At 56.8% G+C, this 22,089-nt stretch carries 20 protein-coding genes; 18 read left to right on the top strand and 2 right to left on the bottom strand.

Annotation, left to right across the window (positions count from 1 at the left end; genetic code table 11):
* Positions 1 to 44: 44 nt before the first annotated feature.
* On the bottom strand, positions 45 to 1,820 hold the full coding sequence (locus YWK_RS0105295; RefSeq protein WP_026963985.1) for an Rqc2 family fibronectin-binding protein: 1,776 nt from the start codon (positions 1,818 to 1,820) through the stop codon (positions 45 to 47).
* 198 nt (positions 1,821 to 2,018) lie between these two features.
* On the opposite strand from YWK_RS0105295, the gene YWK_RS0105290 reads away from it, so the two are divergent.
* The 16 genes from YWK_RS0105290 (at position 2,019) to spoVM (ending at position 19,572) form a co-directional block, all read left to right on the top strand.
* Entirely contained in the window at positions 2,019 to 4,724 is a 2,706-nt protein-coding gene (locus YWK_RS0105290; protein ID WP_035466190.1) for a calcium-translocating P-type ATPase, SERCA-type, read from the top strand.
* 189 nt (positions 4,725 to 4,913) lie between these two features.
* The gene (locus YWK_RS0105285; RefSeq protein WP_026963983.1) at positions 4,914 to 5,795 is read left to right on the top strand and encodes a YicC/YloC family endoribonuclease; all 882 of its coding nucleotides are present in this window, start codon (positions 4,914 to 4,916) and stop codon (positions 5,793 to 5,795) included.
* A gap of 66 nt (positions 5,796 to 5,861) precedes the next feature.
* Positions 5,862 to 6,128 (top strand): extracellular matrix/biofilm regulator RemA, encoded by a 267-nt coding sequence (gene remA, locus YWK_RS0105280; RefSeq protein WP_026963982.1) that lies wholly within the window; start codon positions 5,862 to 5,864, stop codon positions 6,126 to 6,128.
* Positions 6,129 to 6,133: 5 nt separating this feature from the next.
* Entirely contained in the window at positions 6,134 to 6,739 is a 606-nt protein-coding gene (gene gmk / locus YWK_RS0105275) for a guanylate kinase (protein ID WP_026963981.1), read from the top strand.
* 22 nt (positions 6,740 to 6,761) lie between these two features.
* On the top strand, positions 6,762 to 7,058 hold the full coding sequence (gene rpoZ / locus YWK_RS0105270; RefSeq protein WP_415782780.1) for a DNA-directed RNA polymerase subunit omega: 297 nt from the start codon (positions 6,762 to 6,764) through the stop codon (positions 7,056 to 7,058).
* Between the two features lie 215 nt (positions 7,059 to 7,273).
* Entirely contained in the window at positions 7,274 to 8,503 is a 1,230-nt protein-coding gene (gene coaBC, locus YWK_RS0105265) for a bifunctional phosphopantothenoylcysteine decarboxylase/phosphopantothenate--cysteine ligase CoaBC (protein WP_026963979.1), read from the top strand.
* The gene (gene priA / locus YWK_RS0105260; RefSeq protein ID WP_026963978.1) at positions 8,496 to 10,925 is read left to right on the top strand and encodes a primosomal protein N'; all 2,430 of its coding nucleotides are present in this window, start codon (positions 8,496 to 8,498) and stop codon (positions 10,923 to 10,925) included. Before coaBC ends, priA begins: the two co-directional genes overlap by 8 nt.
* Positions 10,926 to 10,975: 50 nt before the next feature.
* Positions 10,976 to 11,446, top strand: a complete 471-nt coding sequence (gene def / locus YWK_RS0105255) for a peptide deformylase (RefSeq protein ID WP_026963977.1) — start codon at positions 10,976 to 10,978, stop codon at positions 11,444 to 11,446.
* An 11-nt stretch (positions 11,447 to 11,457) separates the two neighbouring features.
* Entirely contained in the window at positions 11,458 to 12,420 is a 963-nt protein-coding gene (gene fmt, locus YWK_RS0105250) for a methionyl-tRNA formyltransferase (protein WP_026963976.1), read from the top strand.
* Entirely contained in the window at positions 12,417 to 13,793 is a 1,377-nt protein-coding gene (rsmB, locus tag YWK_RS0105245; RefSeq protein WP_026963975.1) for a 16S rRNA (cytosine(967)-C(5))-methyltransferase RsmB, read from the top strand. The genes fmt and rsmB overlap by 4 nt, the downstream gene beginning before the upstream one ends.
* A 152-nt stretch (positions 13,794 to 13,945) precedes the next feature.
* Positions 13,946 to 14,986, top strand: coding sequence for a dual-specificity RNA methyltransferase RlmN (gene rlmN / locus YWK_RS0105240; protein WP_026963974.1), 1,041 nt, complete (start codon positions 13,946 to 13,948; stop codon positions 14,984 to 14,986).
* A 51-nt stretch (positions 14,987 to 15,037) separates the two neighbouring features.
* The gene (locus YWK_RS0105235; RefSeq protein ID WP_026963973.1) at positions 15,038 to 15,802 is read left to right on the top strand and encodes a Stp1/IreP family PP2C-type Ser/Thr phosphatase; all 765 of its coding nucleotides are present in this window, start codon (positions 15,038 to 15,040) and stop codon (positions 15,800 to 15,802) included.
* A complete protein-coding gene (pknB, locus tag YWK_RS18450) occupies positions 15,799 to 17,790 on the top strand; it encodes a Stk1 family PASTA domain-containing Ser/Thr kinase (RefSeq protein ID WP_035466149.1) in 1,992 nt (663 codons plus the stop codon). The genes YWK_RS0105235 and pknB overlap by 4 nt, the downstream gene beginning before the upstream one ends.
* A 24-nt stretch (positions 17,791 to 17,814) precedes the next feature.
* Positions 17,815 to 18,690, top strand: a complete 876-nt coding sequence (gene rsgA / locus YWK_RS0105225) for a ribosome small subunit-dependent GTPase A (protein WP_026963972.1) — start codon at positions 17,815 to 17,817, stop codon at positions 18,688 to 18,690.
* The gene (gene rpe, locus YWK_RS0105220) at positions 18,687 to 19,355 is read left to right on the top strand and encodes a ribulose-phosphate 3-epimerase (protein WP_026963971.1); all 669 of its coding nucleotides are present in this window, start codon (positions 18,687 to 18,689) and stop codon (positions 19,353 to 19,355) included. The genes rsgA and rpe overlap by 4 nt, the downstream gene beginning before the upstream one ends.
* Before the next feature lie 10 nt (positions 19,356 to 19,365).
* The gene (spoVM, locus tag YWK_RS22825) at positions 19,366 to 19,572 is read left to right on the top strand and encodes a stage V sporulation protein SpoVM (RefSeq protein ID WP_084453497.1); all 207 of its coding nucleotides are present in this window, start codon (positions 19,366 to 19,368) and stop codon (positions 19,570 to 19,572) included.
* 128 nt (positions 19,573 to 19,700) lie between these two features.
* Here the strand turns inward: spoVM and rpmB are convergent, their stop codons facing one another.
* Complete coding sequence (gene rpmB / locus YWK_RS0105210; protein ID WP_026963970.1) at positions 19,701 to 19,892, bottom strand: 50S ribosomal protein L28; 192 nt, start codon at positions 19,890 to 19,892, stop codon at positions 19,701 to 19,703.
* A 161-nt stretch (positions 19,893 to 20,053) separates the two neighbouring features.
* On the opposite strand from rpmB, the gene YWK_RS0105205 reads away from it, so the two are divergent.
* Together YWK_RS0105205 and YWK_RS0105200 are read left to right on the top strand one after the other, a co-directional pair.
* Positions 20,054 to 20,419, top strand: a complete 366-nt coding sequence (locus YWK_RS0105205) for an Asp23/Gls24 family envelope stress response protein (RefSeq protein ID WP_026963969.1) — start codon at positions 20,054 to 20,056, stop codon at positions 20,417 to 20,419.
* A gap of 10 nt (positions 20,420 to 20,429) precedes the next feature.
* Positions 20,430 to 22,085 (top strand): DAK2 domain-containing protein, encoded by a 1,656-nt coding sequence (locus YWK_RS0105200; protein ID WP_026963968.1) that lies wholly within the window; start codon positions 20,430 to 20,432, stop codon positions 22,083 to 22,085.
* Positions 22,086 to 22,089: the final 4 nt, after the last annotated feature.

Here is a 22,089-nt window from a genome sequence, read left to right as displayed (position 1 = left end):
ACGAGGGAGCACGTGCTCTCTTGTCCGCTCCAAGCCATCGCACATCACTGCTTCCGGCGTAAAATCTCTTCCACGTGACCGCGCTCCGGCGTGACGTACAGCGTTTTCTGATGATCGTACAGCACGTGACCAGGCCGCGCTCCGTTCGGTTTCCACACATGTCTGATCTGTGTAAAGTCCACAGGCACGTTCGCTGAGTTCCTGCCTTTGCTAAAGTAGGCAGCGAGCAATGCCGCTTCTTCCAACGTGCGCTCCGGCACCTCTGTCGCCCGATTTGCCGTAATCACCACGTGGCTTCCGGGCATGTCCTTGACGTGCAACCAAATGTCAAACGGTTGACTGGACTTCAATGTCAATCTGTCGTTCTGGGCGTTGTTGCGCCCGACGCGGATGGTGTACCCATCGGAACTCACGTAGACGTCAGGCGTTCCTGCTCCGCCGCTCGCTCGCTTTTGCGGATGGCTGCGCCGCTTCCTCGTGGCTTTCGGCTGGAGAAAGCCTTCTTTTTCTAGTTCGTCACGCAGTGCCTGCAACTGCTCGGCGTTGGCGTCCTGCAGGTACACGAGGATGTTCTCCAAATATTGCATATCCTGCTCAATCTGCTCGAGCTCTTTCTCGAGGAGCGGCAGGGCGCGCTTCTTCTTGCTCGCCAAGCGGAAGTAGCGCTGGGCGTTGTGGGTCGCCGACAGGGCGGGGTCCAAGGGAATGGTCAGCGGTTTCTCATCGTCGTAGAAGTTTGGCAGCGTCACTTCCGTGGCACCTTTTTGGACCAGGTGTGCATAGGCCGTCAACAGTTCCCCCTGTATGCGGTACTGTTCAAAGTCCTGACTTTCCGCATGTTGTTCTTGCATTTTTTGACGCTTGCCGCGCAGTCGGTCCAGGTGAGCCAGCACGGCGTTTTCCAGGTCGCGCGACAGATTCGACGTGTGGACTCTACCTACAGCTTCGGCGTAGACCAACTGTAGCGCATCGCTCAGCGACTCAACGGCCCGAAAAGAGGGATAGCTATGCAGTGCGTAAGGCGCTGCCTCGGCTGGGATACCCAATTCATCGAGTCCAATACTCGGATGTTCCGTTCCGTGTAGCACCCCGTCTACCAGGCTTCGCAGTTCACGAACCACCGCATCTGCGCGTACTGGCACACCTTCTTCCGCACTGCCGGCTCGGTACAGAATTTCCCGGGCGGCCGTCGGTCCGATGCCAGCGACCAAGCCGCACAGGGCGAGGTTCTTTCGTTTGCCGGACTTCTCGGATAGCTCGAGTGCAGCGACGTCTTCCACCGTCACCTCTAGGTACGACTTTTTGTTCTGAGGCGGCGCAGGTTGGTAGGGGAGGCCTGGCAACACCTGACGTACACGGGACATCTCGCGCGTGACATGCACAATACTGTCCACAATCCGCTCGGGTTGGCCTGCATCGTTCGCCGTTGTCAGAATCAGGTTGCTGTGCTTGCCCATGACTTCAAGAATGAGCACGTGTTGCACCGTGTCGCCAATCTCGTTCAGAGATTCAAATACGAATTCCAGGACTCTGTCCCACCCCTGCTGTCTCACCTCCAGCAGTCGCCCGGACTCCAGTCGCTTGCGCAACAACATGCAGAACATCGGCGGTTCTTCTGGATTCTTCGGCCGTTCGCCAGTGAACAAATGCGCGCGGGCAAACGTTTTGTGCGCGGACAACAGAAGGCGGTGGGTGGCTTCCCGCGTCCGCAGTGTGAAAATCAGGTCTCGCTCACTCGGTTGGTGAATTTTATCAACGCGCGCCAGTTTGAGGCGGCGATTCAAGTCCATGCACAAGGCGCGAAGGGTCAACGCGTCCATCGAATGTCACTCTTTCCAATCGGGGTTTTGTCGTGGATAGGGGCTCGAAGGGAGCCACTTCCGTTGATCTGTTTCCTACTTTACCAGATGTTTGGCCTCGGGTCGCCGCTTCTCGCGCCGCGCAAGACCGAGTTGGACATCTTTCCTCCGGTACAAGCATACAGATTACGAGACACGATTCACGAAGGGGTGGCTCCAGTGGGGAATAACTGGCATTCGCTGACGGCGAAGGACTGCCTCGGTTTGCTCGAATCCCAGCCGGCCGGGCTGACCGAAAGCCACGTTGAGGAACGGCGACAGAAGTATGGGGCAAACCAACTGGTCGAGGGCGAGAAGATGTCGCTGCTGACCATCTTCTTTAACCAGTTCCGCGACTTTATGATCATTGTCTTGCTCGCAGCGACGCTGATCTCCGGCATACTGGGCGAGTACACCGACGCAATTACGATTATTGCCATCATTGTGCTGAACGGTATCCTCGGCTTCATTCAGGAAGTCAAGGCCGAGCGTTCACTTGCTACGCTGAAGGAATTGACTGCTCCCATGGCACGCATACGCCGCGACGGGAACGTGGTGACCGTTCCGGCCAAAGAGCTCGTCCCGGGCGACATCGTCTTACTGGAAGGCGGTGACCGGGTGCCGGCCGATGGACGGATTTTGACTTCTGCGGGATTGGATGTAGAAGAGTCGTCGCTCACGGGTGAATCGGTGCCGGTGACCAAACAAGCAAACACCGTGGTGGATCCCGCGTCGCCCGTCGGAGACCGGGTGAACATGGTGTATATGGGGACGTTGGTGACGCGCGGCAAGGGTGAAGTACTCGTCACTGAAACTGGAATGAGTACGGAAATGGGGAAGATTGCTGGACTCATGCAGCAGTCGGAGGAATCGCTGACGCCGTTGCAGCGTCGCCTGGATCAATTGGGCAAGGTGTTAGTTTGGGTTGCCTTGGGCATTACCGTCCTTGTGGTCATGACGGGTGTCATGCACGGCCACAAGTTGTACGAGATGTTCCTTGCGGGCGTCAGCCTTGCGGTTGCCGCCATTCCAGAAGGACTGCCAGCCATTGTCACCATTGCTTTGGCCCTTGGTGTCCAGCGCATGATCAAGCGCAACGCCATTGTGCGCAAGCTTCCGTCTGTCGAGACGTTGGGGTGCGCGACAGTCGTCTGTTCGGACAAGACGGGGACACTGACGCAGAACCGCATGACCGTGCAACGCGTGTGGGCCACCGGCGAATGGTTCCGAGTGACAGGTTCTGGGTATCATCCTGCGGGTGAATTCCTCTACGAAGATAGGTCCATTCAGGCGCTGCGCAGACCCGCCCTCAAGTGGCTGGTGGAGATTGCGGCCGCGTGTAACAACGCGGTGATGAAGTTGCAGGTGACCGAGGACGGCGAACAGTGGCAGTGCGAAGGGGATCCTACCGAAGGCGCGCTGTTGGTCATGGCCAAAAAAGCAGGATTTGACGACCCAGACGGAACGTATACACGCGTCGACGAGCTGCCGTTCGATTCGGACAGGAAGCTGATGTCTGTACTTGTCAAACGGGGTGAAGACGTTTACCTGTTGACGAAGGGCGCTCCGGATGTACTCCTCGACCGATGCACAAAAATTCTTTCCGGCGAGCGTGAAGAACAGATGTCTTCGGGACTTCGCAAACAGGCGCTCGCAGCCAACCAACAGATGGCGGGAAACGCCCTGCGTAACCTAGGTTTTGCCTATCGGAAGTTCCGAAGCGTCGAAGCGGCCAAAGCAGAAAAGGATCCGGAGTTGAACCTCGTATTTGTCGGGATGTGCGGCATGATGGACCCACCGCGTGAGGAAGTGTACGATGCCATACGCCGATGCCACACGGCTGGCATACGCACCGTGATGATTACGGGCGACCACCAGGAGACGGCCACTGCGATAGCTCGTCAGCTGAACATTCTCCCTCCAGGTGGATTGGTCCTCTCTGGCATGGAGTTGGATGCAATGGACGACGACGCGTTGCGCCACAATGTGGAAGACACGTACGTTTTTGCCCGGGTGTCGCCTGAACACAAGTTACGAATTGTCAAAGCGCTGCAGGCAAACGGGGAGATTGTAGCCATGACAGGTGACGGCGTCAACGACGCGCCGGCCATCAAACAGGCGGACATCGGTATCGCCATGGGGATGTCTGGGACGGACGTCGCCAAGGAAGCGTCAGCGTTGGTGCTGTCGGATGACAACTTCACCACGATTGTGGCTGCCGTGGAAGAAGGGCGCGGCATCTACGACAACATCAAGAAGTTCATCCGCTACCTGCTGGCGAGCAACGTCGGCGAGATTGTCACGATGTTTGCTGCCATGCTAGCCGGTTTGCCCCTCCCCTTGTTGCCGATACAGATTCTTTGGGTGAATCTGGTGACGGACGGGTTGCCAGCCATCGCGCTCGGGGTGGACCCCGCGGAGAAAGACATCATGGATCGGCCGCCGCGTGACGTCAGGGAAGGCATCTTCGCACACGGTCTCAGTACCAAAATTCTCAGCCGCGGACTGCTGATTGGTCTAGTGACACTGGCCGTGTTCTACTGGTCATGGAGGACGACGGGCGACGTCGCGAGTGCACAGACGATGGCCTACAGCACGCTGACCATGTCGCAGTTCATTCTTGTGTTCGATTGCCGCAGCGTCGAAGGGGGCATCTTGAAGCGCAATATGTTTGAAAACGTGTGGCTACTCTTGGCGGTGGCGTCCTCCTTGGCGTTGTTCCTGCTCACGATATACGTGCCAGCCATGGCCACCGTGTTTCAGACCGTGCGACTGGGGCTGCGGGAATGGTTGATTGTCGTCGTGGCGGCCGCGGTGCCAACATTTGCCCTCTCGTTGCGACGTGCCGGACGAAAGGCTTTGAAAGCGAAAATGGCGACACACTAATTCTCACGTGCGCCTTGGTGTTTAGGGGCTGTCTGCTGTGGAACCGCGGTTCCACAGCAGACAGCCCCTTTTCTGCCTCTTAATGCGAGGAATCCCCTGAAAATCGAACCTAGGGCGAGCAAGGAGGAGATAACTTGTATCCTTGGCCTCATGTAGAGTAGAATAGTATCACGTTTAGGGGGCACGTCAATGGCGTTGTGCAGCATGACTGGATTCGGGCAGGCTGTGGTAGAGCAGGAATCGTACCGCGCAAAGGTCGAAATCCGCAGCGTGAACCACCGGTTTGCGGAGTTTAACATACGCGCACCGCGCGATTTGCTGTTCGTGGAAGAAGAGATACGGGCGTATCTGTCGACACGTCTAGCGCGTGGGAGATCCGATGTCTTTGTGTCCGTCGAGGAAGTTGCGGCTCGACCGTACAACGTCCAAGTAGACTGGGGACTCTTCGACGCGTTGTGTCGTGTGGAGCGCGAAGCGGCAGCGAGGAGCGGGCAGGTTGCGCCAGCCTCTGTCTCCTGGACGACGTGGCTGACGTATCCGAATGTCTTGCAAGTGCAATCCGCGGTGAATGAGATAGAACCGTTGCGCCGAGTGGTCATGGCAGCGGTGAAACAGGCGTGTGATGCGCTCGTGGCCATGCGCGAGCGTGAGGGCGCGCGGTTGAAACAAGACCTGCTGGCAAAACTGTCGGAGTTGAGCAGAGTTGTCGGCGGGATGTCCGATGTGTCTGGAGAGGTGAACCAGCAGTTACGCGACAAGTTGCAGCAGCGCCTGGCTGAATGGCTACCACAAGTCGACGAACAGCGGTTGTTGATGGAGGTCAGCCTTTTGGCTGAGCGGAGTTCGGTCGACGAAGAGCTGGTTCGTTTGCGAAGCCACATCGACGAGTTTCAATCGTCACTGGGCGAAGGCAGTCCAGTCGGCAGGCGACTTGACTTTATTGTTCAGGAGATGCACCGCGAAGTGAACACCATCGGGAGCAAGTCGTCCGATATCCGTATGTCGAAGGCGGTCGTGAACGCCAAGACGATTGTCGAACAACTGCGGGAGCAGGTACAGAACATTGAGTAGCCAGCCGAGCATTCAATCACGCTGTGGGCGGCGCATGTCGCCGTTCGTAAAAAGGGGAGCTTCGCGGTGAGTATTAAGCTGATTAACATCGGTTTTGGAAACATCGTCTCGGCCAACCGTATCATTTCGATTGTCAGCCCCGAATCTGCACCTATCAAGCGTATCATTCAGGAAGCGCGCGACCGGGGTATGTTGATTGACGCCACGTATGGGCGCCGGACGCGAGCGGTGATTATTACGGACAGTGATCATGTGATTCTCTCAGCCGTGCAACCGGAGACCGTGGCACATCGCCTAACCGCGAAAGACCAAATCCTTGACGACGAGGAATGATACACATGCCGAACAATCATTCAGGGATCTTATTTGTGTTGAGTGGGCCATCCGGAGCCGGAAAAGGTACCGTGTGCAAGGCGTTGATGGAACGCATACCAGACATGTGCCTCTCGGTGTCCGTGACGACGCGTTCGCCTCGTCCTGGAGAACAGCATGGCATCAATTATTTTTTTCACACCAGGGAACAGTTCGAAGAAATGATTCGCAATGACGAGTTGCTGGAATGGGCCCAGGTGTTTGATAATTATTATGGAACGCCGCGAAGTTTTGTGGAGAGTAAACTCGCGGAGGGTTATGATGTACTTCTGGAGATTGACATCCAGGGGGCGATGCAGGTCAAACAGACGTACCCGGAAGGCGTGTTCATTTTTCTGATCCCGCCGTCTGCCACCGAGTTGGAAGCACGCATCTTAGGCCGGGGGACAGAGACTGACGAATCCTTCCGCATGCGCTTTGGAGCGGCGCGGCACGAACTGCAAATGATGAAAGAGTACAACTACGTCGTCGTCAACGATGTGGTGGACGCCGCATGTCAACGCATCGAGTCCATCATCACGGCGGAGCACTGCAGCGTGTCTCGGAATTTGTATTTGCTCTCTGAATGGTAAGAATGGAGTAGGACACGAAGCGTTGTCACATCGCTCTCGCAGAGCGCGCTGTGACAACGACCGGATGGACGCTTCTGGATTGAAGCGATTTCGGAAAGGAGCAGACGCGATTATGTTGTACCCGTCTATTGATAAACTGATGGAGTTGGTGGACAGTAAGTACAGCCTCGTCGTAGCCACGTCGAAGCGAGCTCGAAAATTGCAGGAGAGGGAGCTCGCAAATCCGGGCTCTTCAACGACGAAAAATGTCAGTCGTGCGCTCTGGGAAATTGCCAACGGTCAGGTCAAGTACTACCGTACACGGGATGGCATCAAGTGACGCACTAAATTGGGCTTGAATCGGTAGCAGAACAACCTTGGTGGTTGTTCTTTTTTCACGTCAGCGGTTTAGAACATAGCGACTCCAATATGTTCAACACCATATATCGTGTTTGCGGCATGAGGAAAACAAATGGGCGTGTTGCCAATCGCTCAACGTAAGTAGTGAAAGCGCTGCGGCGGGACCGTCGCAGGCAAGGAGAGGGTGACGTCGACGTGGGGAAGACCATTCTGTTGGGGGTGGCTGGAGGCATTGCGGCGTTTAAGTCTGCCTCCGTTTGCAGTTCACTTGTAAAAAAGGGCTATGACGTTCAGGTGTTGATGACGGAGAACGCCACAAAGTTTGTGCAGCCGCTGACGTTCCAGGCGCTCAGCCGGAACCCAGTGCTCACGGACACCTTTGAGGAACCCAACCCTGCGGAGATTGCCCACATTGCCAAGGCGGACGCGGCGGATGTATTCGTGATAGCACCGGCCACAGCGAATGTGATTGGGAAGTTGGCGAACGGAATAGCCGACGACGTGTTGACCACCACAGCGCTGGCGGTGACCTGTCCACTCGTGATTGCTCCGGCGATGAACGTCAATATGTATCAGCATCCTGCGGTGACGGAGAACCTCCAACGGTTGCGACAGCGCGGCGCCATCGTCCTGGAACCTGGGACAGGCCTGCTGGCATGTGGTTGGATTGGCAAAGGCCGTCTGCCTGAACCGGAGGACATTGTCGCGGTGGTGGAGGCGGTGTTGCACCGGAAAACCGATTTGAACGGTACGCGGGTTTTGGTGACCGCAGGTCCGACGGTCGAGGACCTCGACCCGGTTCGATACCTCAGCAATTCGTCTACCGGCAAGATGGGCTACGCCATTGCACAGGCCGCGGTGCAGCGCGGGGCGGACGTGATCTTGGTATCCGGGCCCACACACTTGCCGCCGGTCCATGGCGTGGAGATGGTGCGGATTCGCTCTACTGAAGATCTGCTGCACGCTGTGCAAGCACACGCACCTTCCTGCGATGTGTTCATCAGCGCAGCCGCTCCGGCGGACTTTCGTCCGGTGCAGCGGTTGTCCCATAAATGGAAAAAGAGTGACGGAGTGCCTGTCCTCGAATTGGAGCCCACACCTGACGTGCTCGCCACCGTGGCTCAATCGAAACATGATGGTCAAGTGTTCGTGGGATTCGCAGCAGAAACGAAGAACGCCGTCGATTACGGAAGAAGGAAACTCGAACGGAAAAACCTGGACATGGTGGTTGTCAACGACGTGACCGAGGATGGGGCGGGCTTTGGTGTAGATACCAATCACGTGACGATTCTCCGCAAGGACGGACCGGACGTCGCGCTGCCCCTGATGAGCAAGTCAGCGGTTGCGGACGAGCTGTTGGACCTCGTTGTAGAGGCACTGCGTTCAAAACGCAACAGTCATCCGGAGATGGAGCCACATGCCTGAGTTGGCAGTCGAAGTCGTGGTAGACGTACGGGCACGTGCGGTCGCACGTGTGTTTGACTACAAAGTGCCGGATGTATGGGCCGATAGAATACAGGTTGGGCATCGCGTATACGTTTCGTTTGGCAAGCAGTTCTGTCAGGCGTACGTGGTTGCCAAAAAGGAAGTGGCAGACGCCAGTCGGTTGAAACCGGTACTGGAATTGTTAGATGAGCAACCTCTGCTCACGGCAGATTTAATGGAACTCTGTCACTGGCTCTGTTACCGGTACGGCTGCACCCTGCTTGAGGCAATACAGGCGACACTGCCTGCTGCGTTCCGATTGCAGCAGAAACGGGTCTACGAACCGGTTGCAGCATCACCCGGTCCACTGGACCCACTGGGCCAACGACTGTGGCAGGCGCTGCGCTCTGAACCGCTGTCTTTTCACCAACTGGTCGCACGGTTCGGTGCCGAGGCCGTGTTGGTGTTGGAACGGCTCATCCACGACGGATGGGTTCAGGAGAAGCTGGCGCACAAGGACCAGGTATCCGCGAAGACGGAGCCGGTGCTCGTCAGCCGAGGAGACAAAGCGGTGTTGGAGGAAGCGCTCAGAGCCCGACAAAAGCGCGCACACAAGCAGGCTCGGATTTTGACCTACCTTTTGGAGAACGAAGAAATTCAATTGCGGCAACTCGGTCTGAGACCTTCGGACCCTGCAGTGCAGTCGCTTGTAGCGGGCGGGCTCGCAGACATGGTGGACAGAGAAGTGTACCGGACGCCACTTGGCATCGCGGCAACGGATGAGACGCGTTCGGAGACCTTGACGGTCTGGCAGGAGCGGGCGCTGAAAGAGATTGTGGACGCGCTCGCGGAGCCGGCGTTTCGCGCTTTTGTCATGCACGGTGTGACGGGTAGCGGAAAGACGGAAGTGTATATGAGAGCGATGGAAGTCTGCCTAGAGCGCGGGGGCGGGGCGATAGTGCTGGTGCCGGAGATATCGCTCACGCCGCAAATGGTCAGTCGATTCGTTGGACGGTTCGGCGATCGCATTGCTGTCCTTCACTCCGGACTTTCAACAGGTGAAAAACGGGATGAGTGGATGCGCATCCGGAGAGGCGAGGCGCAAATTGTCATTGGTGCCCGATCCGCCGTGCTGGCCCCGGTCAAAAACCTCCAACTGGTGGTCGTGGATGAGGAGCACGAACCTTCCTACAAGCAAGAGGAGTCCCCGCGCTACGACGCGCGCGACGTAGCTTGGTGGCGTGCGGAGCAGAACGCTGCAACATTGGTGCTTGGATCGGCCACCCCATCGTTGCAGTCCCTGCACTTGGTTGAGGGCGGCCGCGCTCAGATTCTATCATTGCCACAGCGGGTCAACGGCAGGCCGTTACCCCCCGTACAAATCGTGGATATGCGGCAAGAGCTGAGGTCTGGGAACCGAAGCATATTTAGCCAGGCATTGCAGGAAGGTTTGGAGAGTGCGGTGCAGGGCGGAAATCAAGCCATCTTGTTTTTGAATCGGCGAGGCTACGCGGCGTTTGTCCTGTGCCGGAATTGCGGGCACGTGCCGGAATGTCCAAGCTGCGACATTTCCCTTACCCTCCATAAAGGGCGACACGGGGAGTGGCTCCGCTGTCATTACTGTGGTTACACGGAAAGTCTGGGCCAACTTTGTTCCGAATGCGGAGAGCCTGCTCTGCGCCCACACGGGCTGGGCACCCAGCAGGTGGAAGAGGTTTTGGCGGAGCGTTACCCGGATTGGCGGGTTCTGCGCATGGACGTCGACACCACGCGCAGGAAAGGAGCGCACCAAAATATCATTGAGCAGTTTTTGCACGGACAGGCGGACGTGTTGATTGGCACGCAAATGGTCGCCAAAGGTCTCGATTTTCCGCAGGTGGCGTTTGTCGGCGTCATCTCGGCAGACACCATGTTGGCCCTACCCGATTACCGCGCAGCGGAGCGAACGTTTCAGTTGTTGACGCAAGTTGCGGGGAGAGCGGGACGCGCGAGCGTGTCAGGCCGGACTGTCATTCAGACGTATCGGCCGGAGCACTACGCCATCACAGCAGCTGCTCGCCACGATTTCACCGGCTTTTACGATGCGGAGCGGAGGTTGCGGGAGACCTTTGGTTATCCGCCGTTCTGCGAACTTGCTGTGTTTACTGCCATTCACCGGGAGCGCAGATTGGCAGAAGGTGCGGCAAAACGTTTTGAACGGGAACTGCGCAGAGCACAGGACGCTGCAGACCTCACGGTGTTGCCCGCCGTGCCTGCGGGTGTGGAGCGTATTGAAGATTATTACCGATTTCAAGTTGTGGTAAAGTATTCTCAGTGGTTTTCCGTGCGTTCCGCCGTCGTGGACGCATTCAGCCTGGTTCAGGAAAAAATGAGGGCGTTCTCCGGAACGTGTACCCTCGATGTCAACGCAGGCCGCATCTAGAGGCTGTCATATATCGCGCTGACCCTGCATGTGAAAGGAGTCTGTTGACGTTGTCCATTCGAATCATTCGCACCGGGGATGACCCGGTTTTACGTCAAATCGCCAAACCCGTTCCGCAGATTACGCCCGCCATTCACAAATTGCTGGACGACATGGCCGAGACGATGTACGATGCGGAGGGAATTGGCCTCGCGGCCAACCAAATCGGCATCGCCAAGCGAATTGTCGTGATTGACGTAGGAGAGGGTTTGGTTGAGCTCGTCAATCCGGAAATCCTGAGCTCCAGCGGCACCCAGACAGATTACGAGGGCTGCCTGTCTTTGCCTGGCATCCGAGGCCGTGTGACGCGTGCTATGAACGTGCGCGTTCGGTTTCAGAACCGCCACGGCGAGACGGTGGAGCTAGATGCCGACGGTTTGTTCGCGCGGTGCATTCAGCATGAACTGGACCATCTCAACGGGATTCTCTTCACGGACTACCTGAAACCGTCCGAAATTGTTTACGAAAAGGAGTCTCAATGATGGGAGACGGCTTGTACCGAGTCGTGTTCATGGGAACGCCAGATTTTGCGGTTCCGAGCTTGCGCGCGTTGGCTGCCCGCAGCGATTGCGTGGTCGCAGCCGTGGTGACCCAGCCGGATAAGCCTGTGGGCCGCAAACGGGTATTGACACCACCGCCTGTGAAACGCGTGGCCCAGGAACTCGGGCTTTCCGTATGGCAACCGCAAAAAGTGGGTGCGGACGACGTGATCAACCAGTTGCGCGAGGTGAAACCAGACGTCATCGTGACGGCTGCCTATGGTCAACTGCTTCCGCAACGTCTGTTGGACATACCGACGCGCGGGTGTCTGAACGTGCACGCCTCGCTGCTTCCACGGTGGCGGGGGGCTGCGCCGATTCACCGTGCCATTCTCGCCGGCGACGCGGAAACGGGTGTGACCATCATGGAGATGGTTCGCGCGCTGGATGCCGGCCCCATCGTTGGGGTGGAAAAGGTGGCAATTGCGGAAGACGACAACGTGGGCACATTGCACGACAGATTAGCCGAAGTCGGCGCAAGGCTGTTGATGCAGGTGCTTCCTGGATATCTCGACGGCTCCATCACCCCGACGCCGCAGCCGGAAGAGGGCGTGACGTATGCGGATCGGATTTTGCGGAGCGACGAATTTGTGGACTGGCGCCGTCCGACGGATGCCGTGTACAACCACATTCGAGGTCTGTCGCCGTGGCCGGGTGCGGTGACGACGTGGAACGGCTTGGATGTAAAAATCTGGGCGGCCGAACGGGTGCCAGGTGAGGTCATTGGCAGTGCGCCTGCGGAGCCAGGGCAGGTGCGGAATGTTGCCGGCGTTGGCATCTGCGTACGGACCGGGGACGGGTGGTTGAAGCTCAAGCAAGTGCAGCCGAGTGGGAAGAGACCCATGTCCGCGGACGACTGGTTCCGCGGGATTGCAGCCGAGACCGTGCAGTTTCAAGCATCTGAGGTGAAGGCATGACGGCAATTGCCCGTACGGCGGCGTTTACGGCACTTCGTGACGTGACGGAGCGCCGTAAGTACACGAACTTAGCTTTGCAGCACGTGTTACAACAGCATACATTATCTCCCCGGGATCGCGCGCTTTGTACTGAAATCGTGTACGGTACCGTACAGCGTCAGCGGTCCCTGGACGCGCTTATACAGCCGTTGTTATCACGGTCGCTCGAGGACTTGGACACCGCCGTTTTGACCATATTGAGGATGACTGTGTATCAACTGGCGTTCTTGGACAAGGTTCCGCCGTATGCAGCGATTCACGATGCGGTGGAGTTGACCAAGCAGTCGTCGAGAAAGGCGACGGGGTTTGTGAACGGTGTATTGCGGAACTTCGCGAGGGACAAAAGGCCGGCTCGTGAACGGCTTGCGCAGCTCGCCGACCGCTGTGCAACCTGGGCGGACAAAATTGGGCTTCTTCACTCGTATCCGACCTGGTTGATTGCGTCCTGGGAGTCCGCATTTGGCCGGGAACGGGCGGTCGCTTTGGCAGAAGCGTGCAACCAACCGTCAGGATTCTCGGCGCGCGTCAACTTGCTGCGAACGTCGCGGGAAGACGTGCTGGCGGAACTGCGGCACGAGTACGGAGATGTGGCTGAACCGTCGCGGTTGGCAGCGTCGGGGATTCGGTTTTACAGTGGACTGGACATTCACAAGTGGTCGGCCTTGCAGGATGGCCGGGTGACGATTCAGGATGAAGGCGCCATGCTCGTCGCACCGCTGCTGAATCCACAGCCAGGCCAGCGTATTCTGGACATGTGCGCGGGACTCGGCACAAAGACCACGCATATTGCTGAGTTGCAAGGCGATGAAGGTGTGGTGGAGGCGTGTGACATCCATCCACACAAGCTGCAACACTTGCGGGCGGCTGTCCAGAGGATGGGATTGCAGAGCATCAGAGTGACGCTGGCCGACGCGAGGTCGTTGCCAGACCGACCTGGTGCAGAGGAAAGGTATGACGCGGTCCTGTTGGATGCACCTTGCTCCGGGTTCGGGGTGTTGCGCCATCGCCCAGACATTCGGTGGAAACGGACGCAGGACGACGTTCGCTCATTGACACAACTGCAGCGTGAATTGCTGCAAAGTGCGGCTCGACTCGTGAAGCCGGGGGGCGTTGTGGTGTACTGCACGTGTACCATGATGCCGGAAGAGAACGAGGAACTTGTGGAATCCGTCCTGGCGGACCCGACGACTGGTTTGACTTGGGCGGATTGGAATGGTGTAGTTGAAGAGGACATGGCAGTTCGGGCCGAGGCGGGCCGCGGGTTACTACTTACTCCAGAGTTGTTTGGGACAGACGGATTTTACATGGCTCGTTTGCGCAAGAAATTGTCCTGACACTATAAAAATTGACACGTAGCCGCCATGGTGCGCGGCAACGCGGCGGTAGAATACAATTCAGCGTTTTGTAAAACGCCATCGAGATCCTGGCCGCCGAACACCTGTAAAATGAGTTTGGCAAAACGCCGAGTGGACGAGGAGTTATGACAATGCCCCATCTATACGATATGACACTGACAGAGATGCAACAGTGGATGGCTGACCAAGGAGAGCCAAAGTATCGCGCCAAACAGATCTTCCAATGGCTATATCAGCGTCGTGCGGTTTCGGTAGAGGACATGACCAACTTGTCCAAGGCACTGCGCCAGCGCCTTGGACAGGAGGCGACCTTGGGCACGTCCCGCGAAGTCACGCGACAAGTGTCCAAGGTGGATGGTACGGTCAAATTTCTGTTAGGATGGCCGGACGGTGTGACGGTCGAAACGGTCTTAATGCGCCACGAATACGGAAATAGCGTCTGCATTTCGACGCAGGTTGGATGCAAAATGGGTTGCACGTTCTGTGCATCCACCCTGGGGGGCATGATTCGCCAGATGACCGCTGGCGAGATGGTGGAGCAGCTGCTGTACAGTCAGCGACTGCTGGATGAGTCCCACGAACGCGTGTCCTCCATTGTACTGATGGGTTCTGGGGAACCGATGAACAACTTTGATGCGGCCATGAAGTTCATTGACATTGTGAACGATCCGAACGGCCTGAATATCGGCCAGCGCCACATCACCATTTCAACCGTGGGTCTGGTGCCTGGCATCATTCGGCTTGCCGACGAAGGTCGCCCCATCACGCTTGCAGTGTCTTTGCACGCCGCGACCGACGAGCTGCGGTCTTCCATGATGCCGGTCAACAAAGCCTATCCCATTGCAAAATTGATGGAGGCTTGTCACTATTATCACAACAAGACAGGCAAGCGGATTTCGTTCGAATACGCTCTGATTGGCGGAAAGAACGACAGCCTGGATGATGCGAGGCGGCTCGCTCGACTGCTCAAAGGGCTGCCGAGTCACGTGAATTTGATTCCCGTGAACTACGTACCGGAACGGAATTATCACCGTACACCGAAGGATCAGATTCAGGCGTTTGTGAATGAACTGCGCAGTCTCGGTGTCAATGCCACCGTGCGACGGGAAATGGGACACGATATTTCCGCCGCCTGCGGGCAGCTGCGGGCAGAGCACGCAGGCAAGCTGTAAATCAAGTCCGGCACACAAGCTGGATGCGGACCTTTGGAGGGATGGGGATCAATGCTGTATGCGGCGAGGTCGCATATCGGTTTGGTACGCCAAGTGAACCAAGATTGTTACTCCGTGCACACGGAACTCACGCCGTGGCAACTGCTGGTGGTCGCAGATGGGATGGGCGGCGCTTCTGCGGGGGAAGTCGCGAGCAGGATGGCTGCAGACGCGGTGAGTCAGTTTGTGCGCGCTGAGATTGAACGTCTCAGTGACTCGCCCGCAGATTTGCTCCTGCACGCTGTCCATGAAGCAAATCGAAAAATCTGGGATGCGGCGAAGTCTGTCGACGAGTACGTCGGCATGGGCACGACGCTCGTTGCCGCCCTCTACAACCACGAGCAAGTCATTTTCGTGCACGTAGGCGACAGCCGAGGATACATATGTCGCGGACAGGAACTGCGTCAAGTGACGCGAGATCATTCCTTGGTTGCGGAACTTGTGCGGAGAGGGCAACTCACTGAGGAGGAAGCGCAGCGCCACCCGCAACGCAATATCGTCACGCGATCTCTCGGAACCGCTGAACACAGCGAACCGGATGTCGACATCATCCAATGGTCACCGGGGGACACGCTGCTGTTGTGCACGGATGGTCTGTCCAATTTGGTCACGCAGCAAGAATTGGCGTCGCTGCTGGAACCGCTGGGACAGGCGACGAGTGACGAGGAAGTGGAAGCCGTTGCGGACCAATTGATTCGGCTTGCGCTGGAGCGCGGAGGCCCGGACAACATAACGTTGGTGCTCGTTGTCCACCGGGAGAGGGGCGATGAGCGATGAGTCAGCGCTTAGGCGAGCGCTACGAGTTGCAAGAGCAAATAGGCGGCGGTGGAATGGCGGTGGTCTATCGCGCGGTGGACACGCTGCTGAATCGCCAGGTGGCGGTCAAAATGCTGCGGCCGCAGTACGCGGGTGACGAAGAATTTGTCAGACGCTTCCGCCGCGAAGCGCAGTCGGCGGCCAGTCTGTCGCATCCGAACATTGTCAACCTGTACGACGTCGGTATCACGCCCAATATGGAGCACTATATTGTGATGGAATACGTGGATGGGCCCACGCTCAAGGAAGTCATCCGCGAGCGCGCGCCTCTCTCTGTGAAAGAGACGCTGGACATCGCTCGGCAGATTTGTGACGCGCTGGAACACGCGCACGATCACAACATCATCCACCGGGACATCAAGCCGCACAACATCTTGCTCACCAAGTCAGGGCACGTGAAAGTCACGGACTTTGGGATTGCGCGCGCTTCCACCGGGAACACAATTACGCACCACCAAAGTCATTCGGTGCTCGGCTCAGTGCACTATTTTTCGCCGGAGCAGGCCCGCGGGGCACCCACCGATGTGAAGAGCGATATCTACTCGCTCGGTGTCGTCATTTACGAAATGCTGACTGGTCGATTACCTTTTTCTGGGGATTCGCCGGTGAGCGTGGCGCTCAAACACTTGCGAGACAAGTTCGTTGAACCTCGTGAAATCAACAAGTCGATTCCGCAAAGCGTGGAGAACATCGTCTTGCGTTGTCTGGTCAAATCGCCAGACGCTCGATACCCAGACATGAAAGCACTCAAAGCGGACCTGCGGGATGCGCTCTTGCACCCCAACGTCCCGAAATTTGTGCCGCCAGACGAAGTGTCGGACCAGACGATTGCAGTGCCGATTATTGGCGGAGGAAGTTTGCAATCCGCCATCAGCGGGTCGAATGCCGAGAAGGAGCCCGAGCCGAAAAAGCGGAAGTGGTGGACAGTTTTAGCCTGGTCAGGCGTTTTCGTGGGCGTCTTGTGCATCGGTGTAGTTGCAGCCTATTACATCGTCATGCGCCTGATTCAGGTGCCAGATATCGCGATTCCAGACGTTCGCAACAAGAACGTCGCACAGGCGGTCAAACTCCTTGAGGCCGCGGGCGTTCCGGAGAGCCACATCAAGCAGCAGCACGAGGCAAATCAGAAGCCCAAGGATGTTGTGTACGACCAGGACCCTGAAGGGCCTACGCACATCAAAGAGGGCCGCGACGTGACGCTCTACGTCAGCGATGGGCAACAGCAGATGCAAATGCCGGATCTCATCAATGTACCGTTTGATCAGGCGAAGCAGGAACTCATTAACTTGGGTATTCCTAAGAACAACATCATCGAACAGGACGTGCAGAGCAGTCAGTATGATGCGGGCAACGTCGTGGCGACGGTCCCTGCTGCCAACGAGAACATTACATTGAACACGAAAATCACCGTACAGGTCAGCCAAGGCAGTATGGTGACGGTTCCCAGTGTGATTGGTATGGACGAAGCAGATGCCAAGCAGGCCTTACTCAATGCTGGACTGCAGGTTGGGGCTACCTCCTACGTGCCCGGGAACGGCGTCGACGGGACGGTTCTGGATACGACACCGTCCAAGCCAGGCGCGAAAGTACCGGCCGGTACCGTCATCAGCCTGTACGTCGTCCGTAATTCCGGGGGATCCGGTGGAGATACGGGCAACGGCTTGAACAATACGAGTGGAATGGGCAATGGCGGTCCTTCAGCGAACCCGCCCGCCAACGCCAAGGCAAAATACGTCACTGTGAACGTGAAAGACAAAGACAAAGTGCCGATTCACGTGCAAATCTTCACGACTGATGCCACCGGTACGCGCGTGCCAGTGGTGGACGAAACCATTAAGTCGACGAAGGCGTGGAAAGTGACACTGTACGTCACCCCGGACAAAGCCGGCGAAGTGATGGTCTACCAGGACGGGCAGATGACGAATGATCAGCCCGTGCCGTATCAGTAAATGATGAAGAAAGGAGGACGGTGTGTGCCAGAAGGGGTCGTTATGCGCGCACTCTCAGGATTTTACGACGTGGCGGATCAAGAGGGGGTGCGCCGCTGCAGAGCACGCGGCGTATTTCGCAAACGTGGTATCACGGTGTTGGTGGGCGACCGGGTCAAGTTTGAGCCGATTGGACGTTCCGAGGGCATTGTAACGGAGGTCTTGCCGCGGAAGACAGAACTCGTTCGTCCGCCGATTGCCAACGTCGACATGGCACTGTTGGTATTTTCCTTGCGGAACCCGACGTTTCACACCAACCTGTTGGACCGAGCTTTGGTCGCAGTGTCGAGTGAAAACATTGAACCGGTGATTGTCGTGACCAAGTGTGATTTGGGAACGAAAGACGAGTTGGAACAAGCCGTCACGCCGTACCAGAAGGCGGGGTACAAAACGTTGGCGGTTTCCGTCCACGCCGGTCACGGCGTCGAGGCCGTACAGGACGTGATTTTCGGCCACGTCGCTGTTTTCGTCGGTCCCTCGGGCGCGGGCAAGTCGTCCCTTGGCAACGCACTGTCCCCTGGCCTTGGGCTCAAGATGGGGGAAGTCAGTGAAAAGTTGGGACGAGGCCGTCACACGACCCGGCATGTGGAGCTGTACCAGTTGAATCCGGAGACCTTTGTCGCCGACGCCCCAGGGTTCAGCCAGCTGGAGATCACCGTAGCCTCTGACCAGCTGCGGAACTACTTCCCTGACTTCCATGAGCCTGCGCTTCGCTGCGCGTATCGAGGATGTCTGCATGTAGACGAAGTGGACTGTGGCGTTCGAAAGGCGGTCGCGGAGGGGGCACTATTAGCGGCCAGGTATGCCAGCTATCGGTCTCTGTACGAGGAGATTCGGCACAAGGAGGAGACGAAATATTGAACGTTCGGATTGCACCCTCGATTCTGGCTGCGGACTTTGGGAGATTTGCGGAGGAAGTGCAGGCCGTACTGGAGGCCGGCGCGGATTGGATACACATCGACGTCATGGATGGCTCGTTTGTGCCAAATCTGACCATGGGACCAGGGGTGGTCGAGGCGTTGCGCAAGCGCTTCTCCTGCGTGTTGGACGTGCACTTGATGGTGGATAGGCCAGAACGTCACATTGACATGTTTGTTGAGGCCGGCGCGGACCTGATCTCTGTACACGCAGAGGCTACGCCGCACATTCATCGGGCCGTACAACACATCCGACACCGGGGTGTCAAAGCAGGTCTGGCGGTAAATCCAGGGACAGGGCTGGACGTCGTTCGAGAAATGGCTAGCGACATCGATATGTTGCTACTGATGACCGTAAATCCTGGTTTCGGCGGGCAACCGTTTCTGAACAGCGTGCTTTCAAAGATTGAACGGGCTCGCCAAATGCTGGACCAGCTCGGGCGGGCGGACGTGCCAATTGAAGTGGACGGCGGGATTGGACCGAAGACCATCGGTCCAGCACACAGAGCGGGCGCCGAGATATTTGTGGCTGGATCTTCGGTGTTCGGCGCAACGGATTACCGCGCCGCCATTGCGGCTTTGCGGGAAAACGCAAGCCAAACTCCCTGAATTTCAAAGGATGTCCCTCGGCCATACTGGGAGCACACTGTGCACATATCCCGATTACGGGAATATATATGTACCGATATCCAGAGGCATCATCGTGTGCGTACCGATGGTTGAAGAACAGGGAGGCGAAGCGGCTGTGAAATTTTACACCATCAAACTTCCTCGATTTGTGGGAGGTATTGTAAAGGCTTGTATTGGTGTGTTTTCGAGAGACTGACCGCTCAGACGGTGGGGGCAAAGAGCGGGCGCGCAGGCATACAAAACACAAAGAAAGCACCCGTCGGGTGCTTTCTTTGTGGCCGGCGGCGCATCGCCGCGTTATGAAGGGTCCATTGCGGACAATCATTATACAGCACGTTTTACCTTACCGGCTTTCAAACAACGCGTGCATACTTTGATGCGTTTCACCGTACCGCCTTGGTTGACCTTCACGGACTGGATGTTCGGCAACCAACGGCGCCTTGTCTTGTTTTCCGCGTGGCTCACGAGGTTACCGGTTTGCGGTTGTTTGCCACAGATCTCACAGCGTTTTGCCATTTCTCCGCACCCCCCTTTGAGCCGCAAAGCGCATAAGTTATACACACAAACACTCGCTGTGGTATTTTAGCACAAGAATTTCTCGAGACGCAACTGTGCATTCATCGGTACACCGTGATATAGTACAATTGCACAGAGCAGCAGTTGCAGGGGGTGCCCGCATGCCAAAGACGATTGAGACGCCTTTGGGGACCATCGCCGTCTCAGAAGACGTCATCGCGACAACAGCCGGAATCGCGGCGATGGACTGCTACGGTTTGGTCGGAATGGCGTCCAGGAAACAAGTAAAGGACAGTTTGAGTGAATTGCTTGGGCGGGACAATCCAGGCCGTGGCGTTGAGGTTCGGATTCGGGATGACGAGGTGTACGTAGATCTGTATATCATTGTCAGTTACGGCACGAACATTTACGAAGTAGCACAAAATGTCCGTGAGAAAGTCCGATACGTCCTCAATGAATCCATCGGAATTGCCGTAGACAAAGTGAATATTTTTGTGCAGGGCGTACGCGTGACAACAGAGCATTAGGAGGCCATCAATGACTTCCCAACAGCATTTGACCGGCACTGGATTTGCGGAGCTCATTCGCTCTGGGCACGCACGCTTACAACAAATGGTGGGCGTGGTCAATGCCCTTAACGTTTTTCCCGTGCCGGATGGGGATACAGGTACAAACATGGAGATGTCACTTGCCTCGGGAGTGGCACAATTAGAAAATTCGTCTGACAAAAAGTTATGTGACATTACGCAAGCGTTTGCATCGGGCTTGTTGATGGGTGCCCGAGGAAATTCTGGTGTGATCCTTTCGCAATTGTTTCGGGGCTTTGCCAAAGTCACGCAAAACCTGACGGAAATGGACGTGCTGGTATTTGCTAAGGCTTTGCACGAAGGGGTACAGATTGCGTATCGCGCCGTTGCGAAGCCGGTGGAAGGGACCATCCTGACGGTAGCGCGCGAAGCAGCCGCGGCGGGACTCCGCGAAGCCAAGAAACACCCGGATTTTGCCGAATGGATGCACCATGTGCACGCCGCAGCAGCGAGAGCACTTGCACACACGCCAGAACAGCTCCCGGTGTTGAAACAGGCGGGTGTGGTGGACTCTGGTGGGCAAGGGCTTGTATTTATTTTTGAAGGTTTTTACCAGTGGTTGAAAGGTGAACCGTATTCCATCGAGCGAATGGAGACTGTCGACTCCGCGCTGAAGCTCGATTTTGCGGGCGCGCATATCGACCACCATGGAGAGTTCGGGTACTGCACGGAAGCTCTCATCCGGATTGAGTCGGGAAATTCTGAAGACGCTCAGGCGTCGTTGCAATCTACGCTCAGTCAATATGGAGATTCCCTGTTGGTGGTCGGAACCGATGAACTGGTGAAAGTTCATGTTCACACGTTGCACCCGGGACGGGTTCTGGAAGACGCACTGGCGTTTGGGCCACTGGTGAAAATCAAGATTGACAACATGACCGAGCAACACGCGCATTTGCCGGAAGCAAGGTCGGAGCATGTGGAAGACGTGGCTCAGAGCGCCCCGGTGCGCCGAAAGCCGCTTGCGACGGTGGCCGTCGCTGCAGGGGATGGGTTATCTGAGATTTTCAGCAGCCTCGGCGTGGATGTGGTTTTGGCTGGCGGACAGACTTTGAATCCGAGTACAGAGGAGATTGTGTCTGCCATCCGGTCTGCACATAGTGACCATGTGATTGTTCTGCCCAATAACAAGAATATTGTGCTCGCCGCACAGCAAGCGAAAGAAGTATTGGGTTCGACGGTTCACGTTGTGCCGACCACCACGGTGCCAGAAGGGATTGCCGCGATGATGGCTTTCCACGGAGATGCTTCGGTAGACCAGAACGTTGCGCGAATGACCGAAGCCATTGAACTCGTACATTCTGGCCTCGTCGTGCGTGCTGTACGCGACAGCGTCTTTCAAGATAGGCAGATTCGAGCAAACCAATACCTCGGCTTTGACCGTCAACAACTGGTGTACGTTGGGGATTCCCGAGATGAAGCGGTGATGGACGTCGTCCGTGAGATGGGCAGCGCAGACGCTGAACTGCTGACGGTGTTTTACGGACACGACGTGCCAGAAGACGAGTTGCATCGCCTGGTGACACAAATTGAACGCCAGTTCGATTTGGAGGTAGAATTAAAGTACGGTGGTCAACCGGTATACGACTATATTTTGTCATTGGAGTAGTCAG

The sequence above is a fragment of the Alicyclobacillus pomorum DSM 14955 genome (assembly GCF_000472905.1).
Taxonomy (GTDB): Bacteria; Bacillota; Bacilli; order Alicyclobacillales; family Alicyclobacillaceae; genus Alicyclobacillus_A; species Alicyclobacillus_A pomorum.
Note: the sequence above shows the minus strand (reverse complement) of the source record. Positions and strands in the feature narration are given on the sequence as shown.

Bases quoted from the DNA above. Each gene is read 5' to 3' on its own strand.
- YWK_RS0105295 (WP_026963985.1), bottom strand. From the start codon at position 1,820: ATGGACGCGTTGACCCTTCGCGCCTTGTGCATGGACTTGAATCGCCGC.
- YWK_RS0105285 (WP_026963983.1), top strand. From the start codon at position 4,914: ATGGCGTTGTGCAGCATGACTGGATTCGGGCAGGCTGTGGTAGAGCAG.
- gmk (WP_026963981.1), top strand. From the start codon at position 6,134: ATGCCGAACAATCATTCAGGGATCTTATTTGTGTTGAGTGGGCCATCC.
- priA (WP_026963978.1), top strand. From the start codon at position 8,496: ATGCCTGAGTTGGCAGTCGAAGTCGTGGTAGACGTACGGGCACGTGCG.
- rsmB (WP_026963975.1), top strand. From the start codon at position 12,417: ATGACGGCAATTGCCCGTACGGCGGCGTTTACGGCACTTCGTGACGTG.
- rlmN (WP_026963974.1), top strand. From the start codon at position 13,946: ATGCCCCATCTATACGATATGACACTGACAGAGATGCAACAGTGGATG.
- YWK_RS0105235 (WP_026963973.1), top strand. From the start codon at position 15,038: ATGCTGTATGCGGCGAGGTCGCATATCGGTTTGGTACGCCAAGTGAAC.
- pknB (WP_035466149.1), top strand. From the start codon at position 15,799: ATGAGTCAGCGCTTAGGCGAGCGCTACGAGTTGCAAGAGCAAATAGGC.
- spoVM (WP_084453497.1), top strand. From the start codon at position 19,366: ATGTCCCTCGGCCATACTGGGAGCACACTGTGCACATATCCCGATTAC.
- rpmB (WP_026963970.1), bottom strand. From the start codon at position 19,892: ATGGCAAAACGCTGTGAGATCTGTGGCAAACAACCGCAAACCGGTAAC.
- YWK_RS0105205 (WP_026963969.1), top strand. From the start codon at position 20,054: ATGCCAAAGACGATTGAGACGCCTTTGGGGACCATCGCCGTCTCAGAA.
- YWK_RS0105200 (WP_026963968.1), top strand. From the start codon at position 20,430: ATGACTTCCCAACAGCATTTGACCGGCACTGGATTTGCGGAGCTCATT.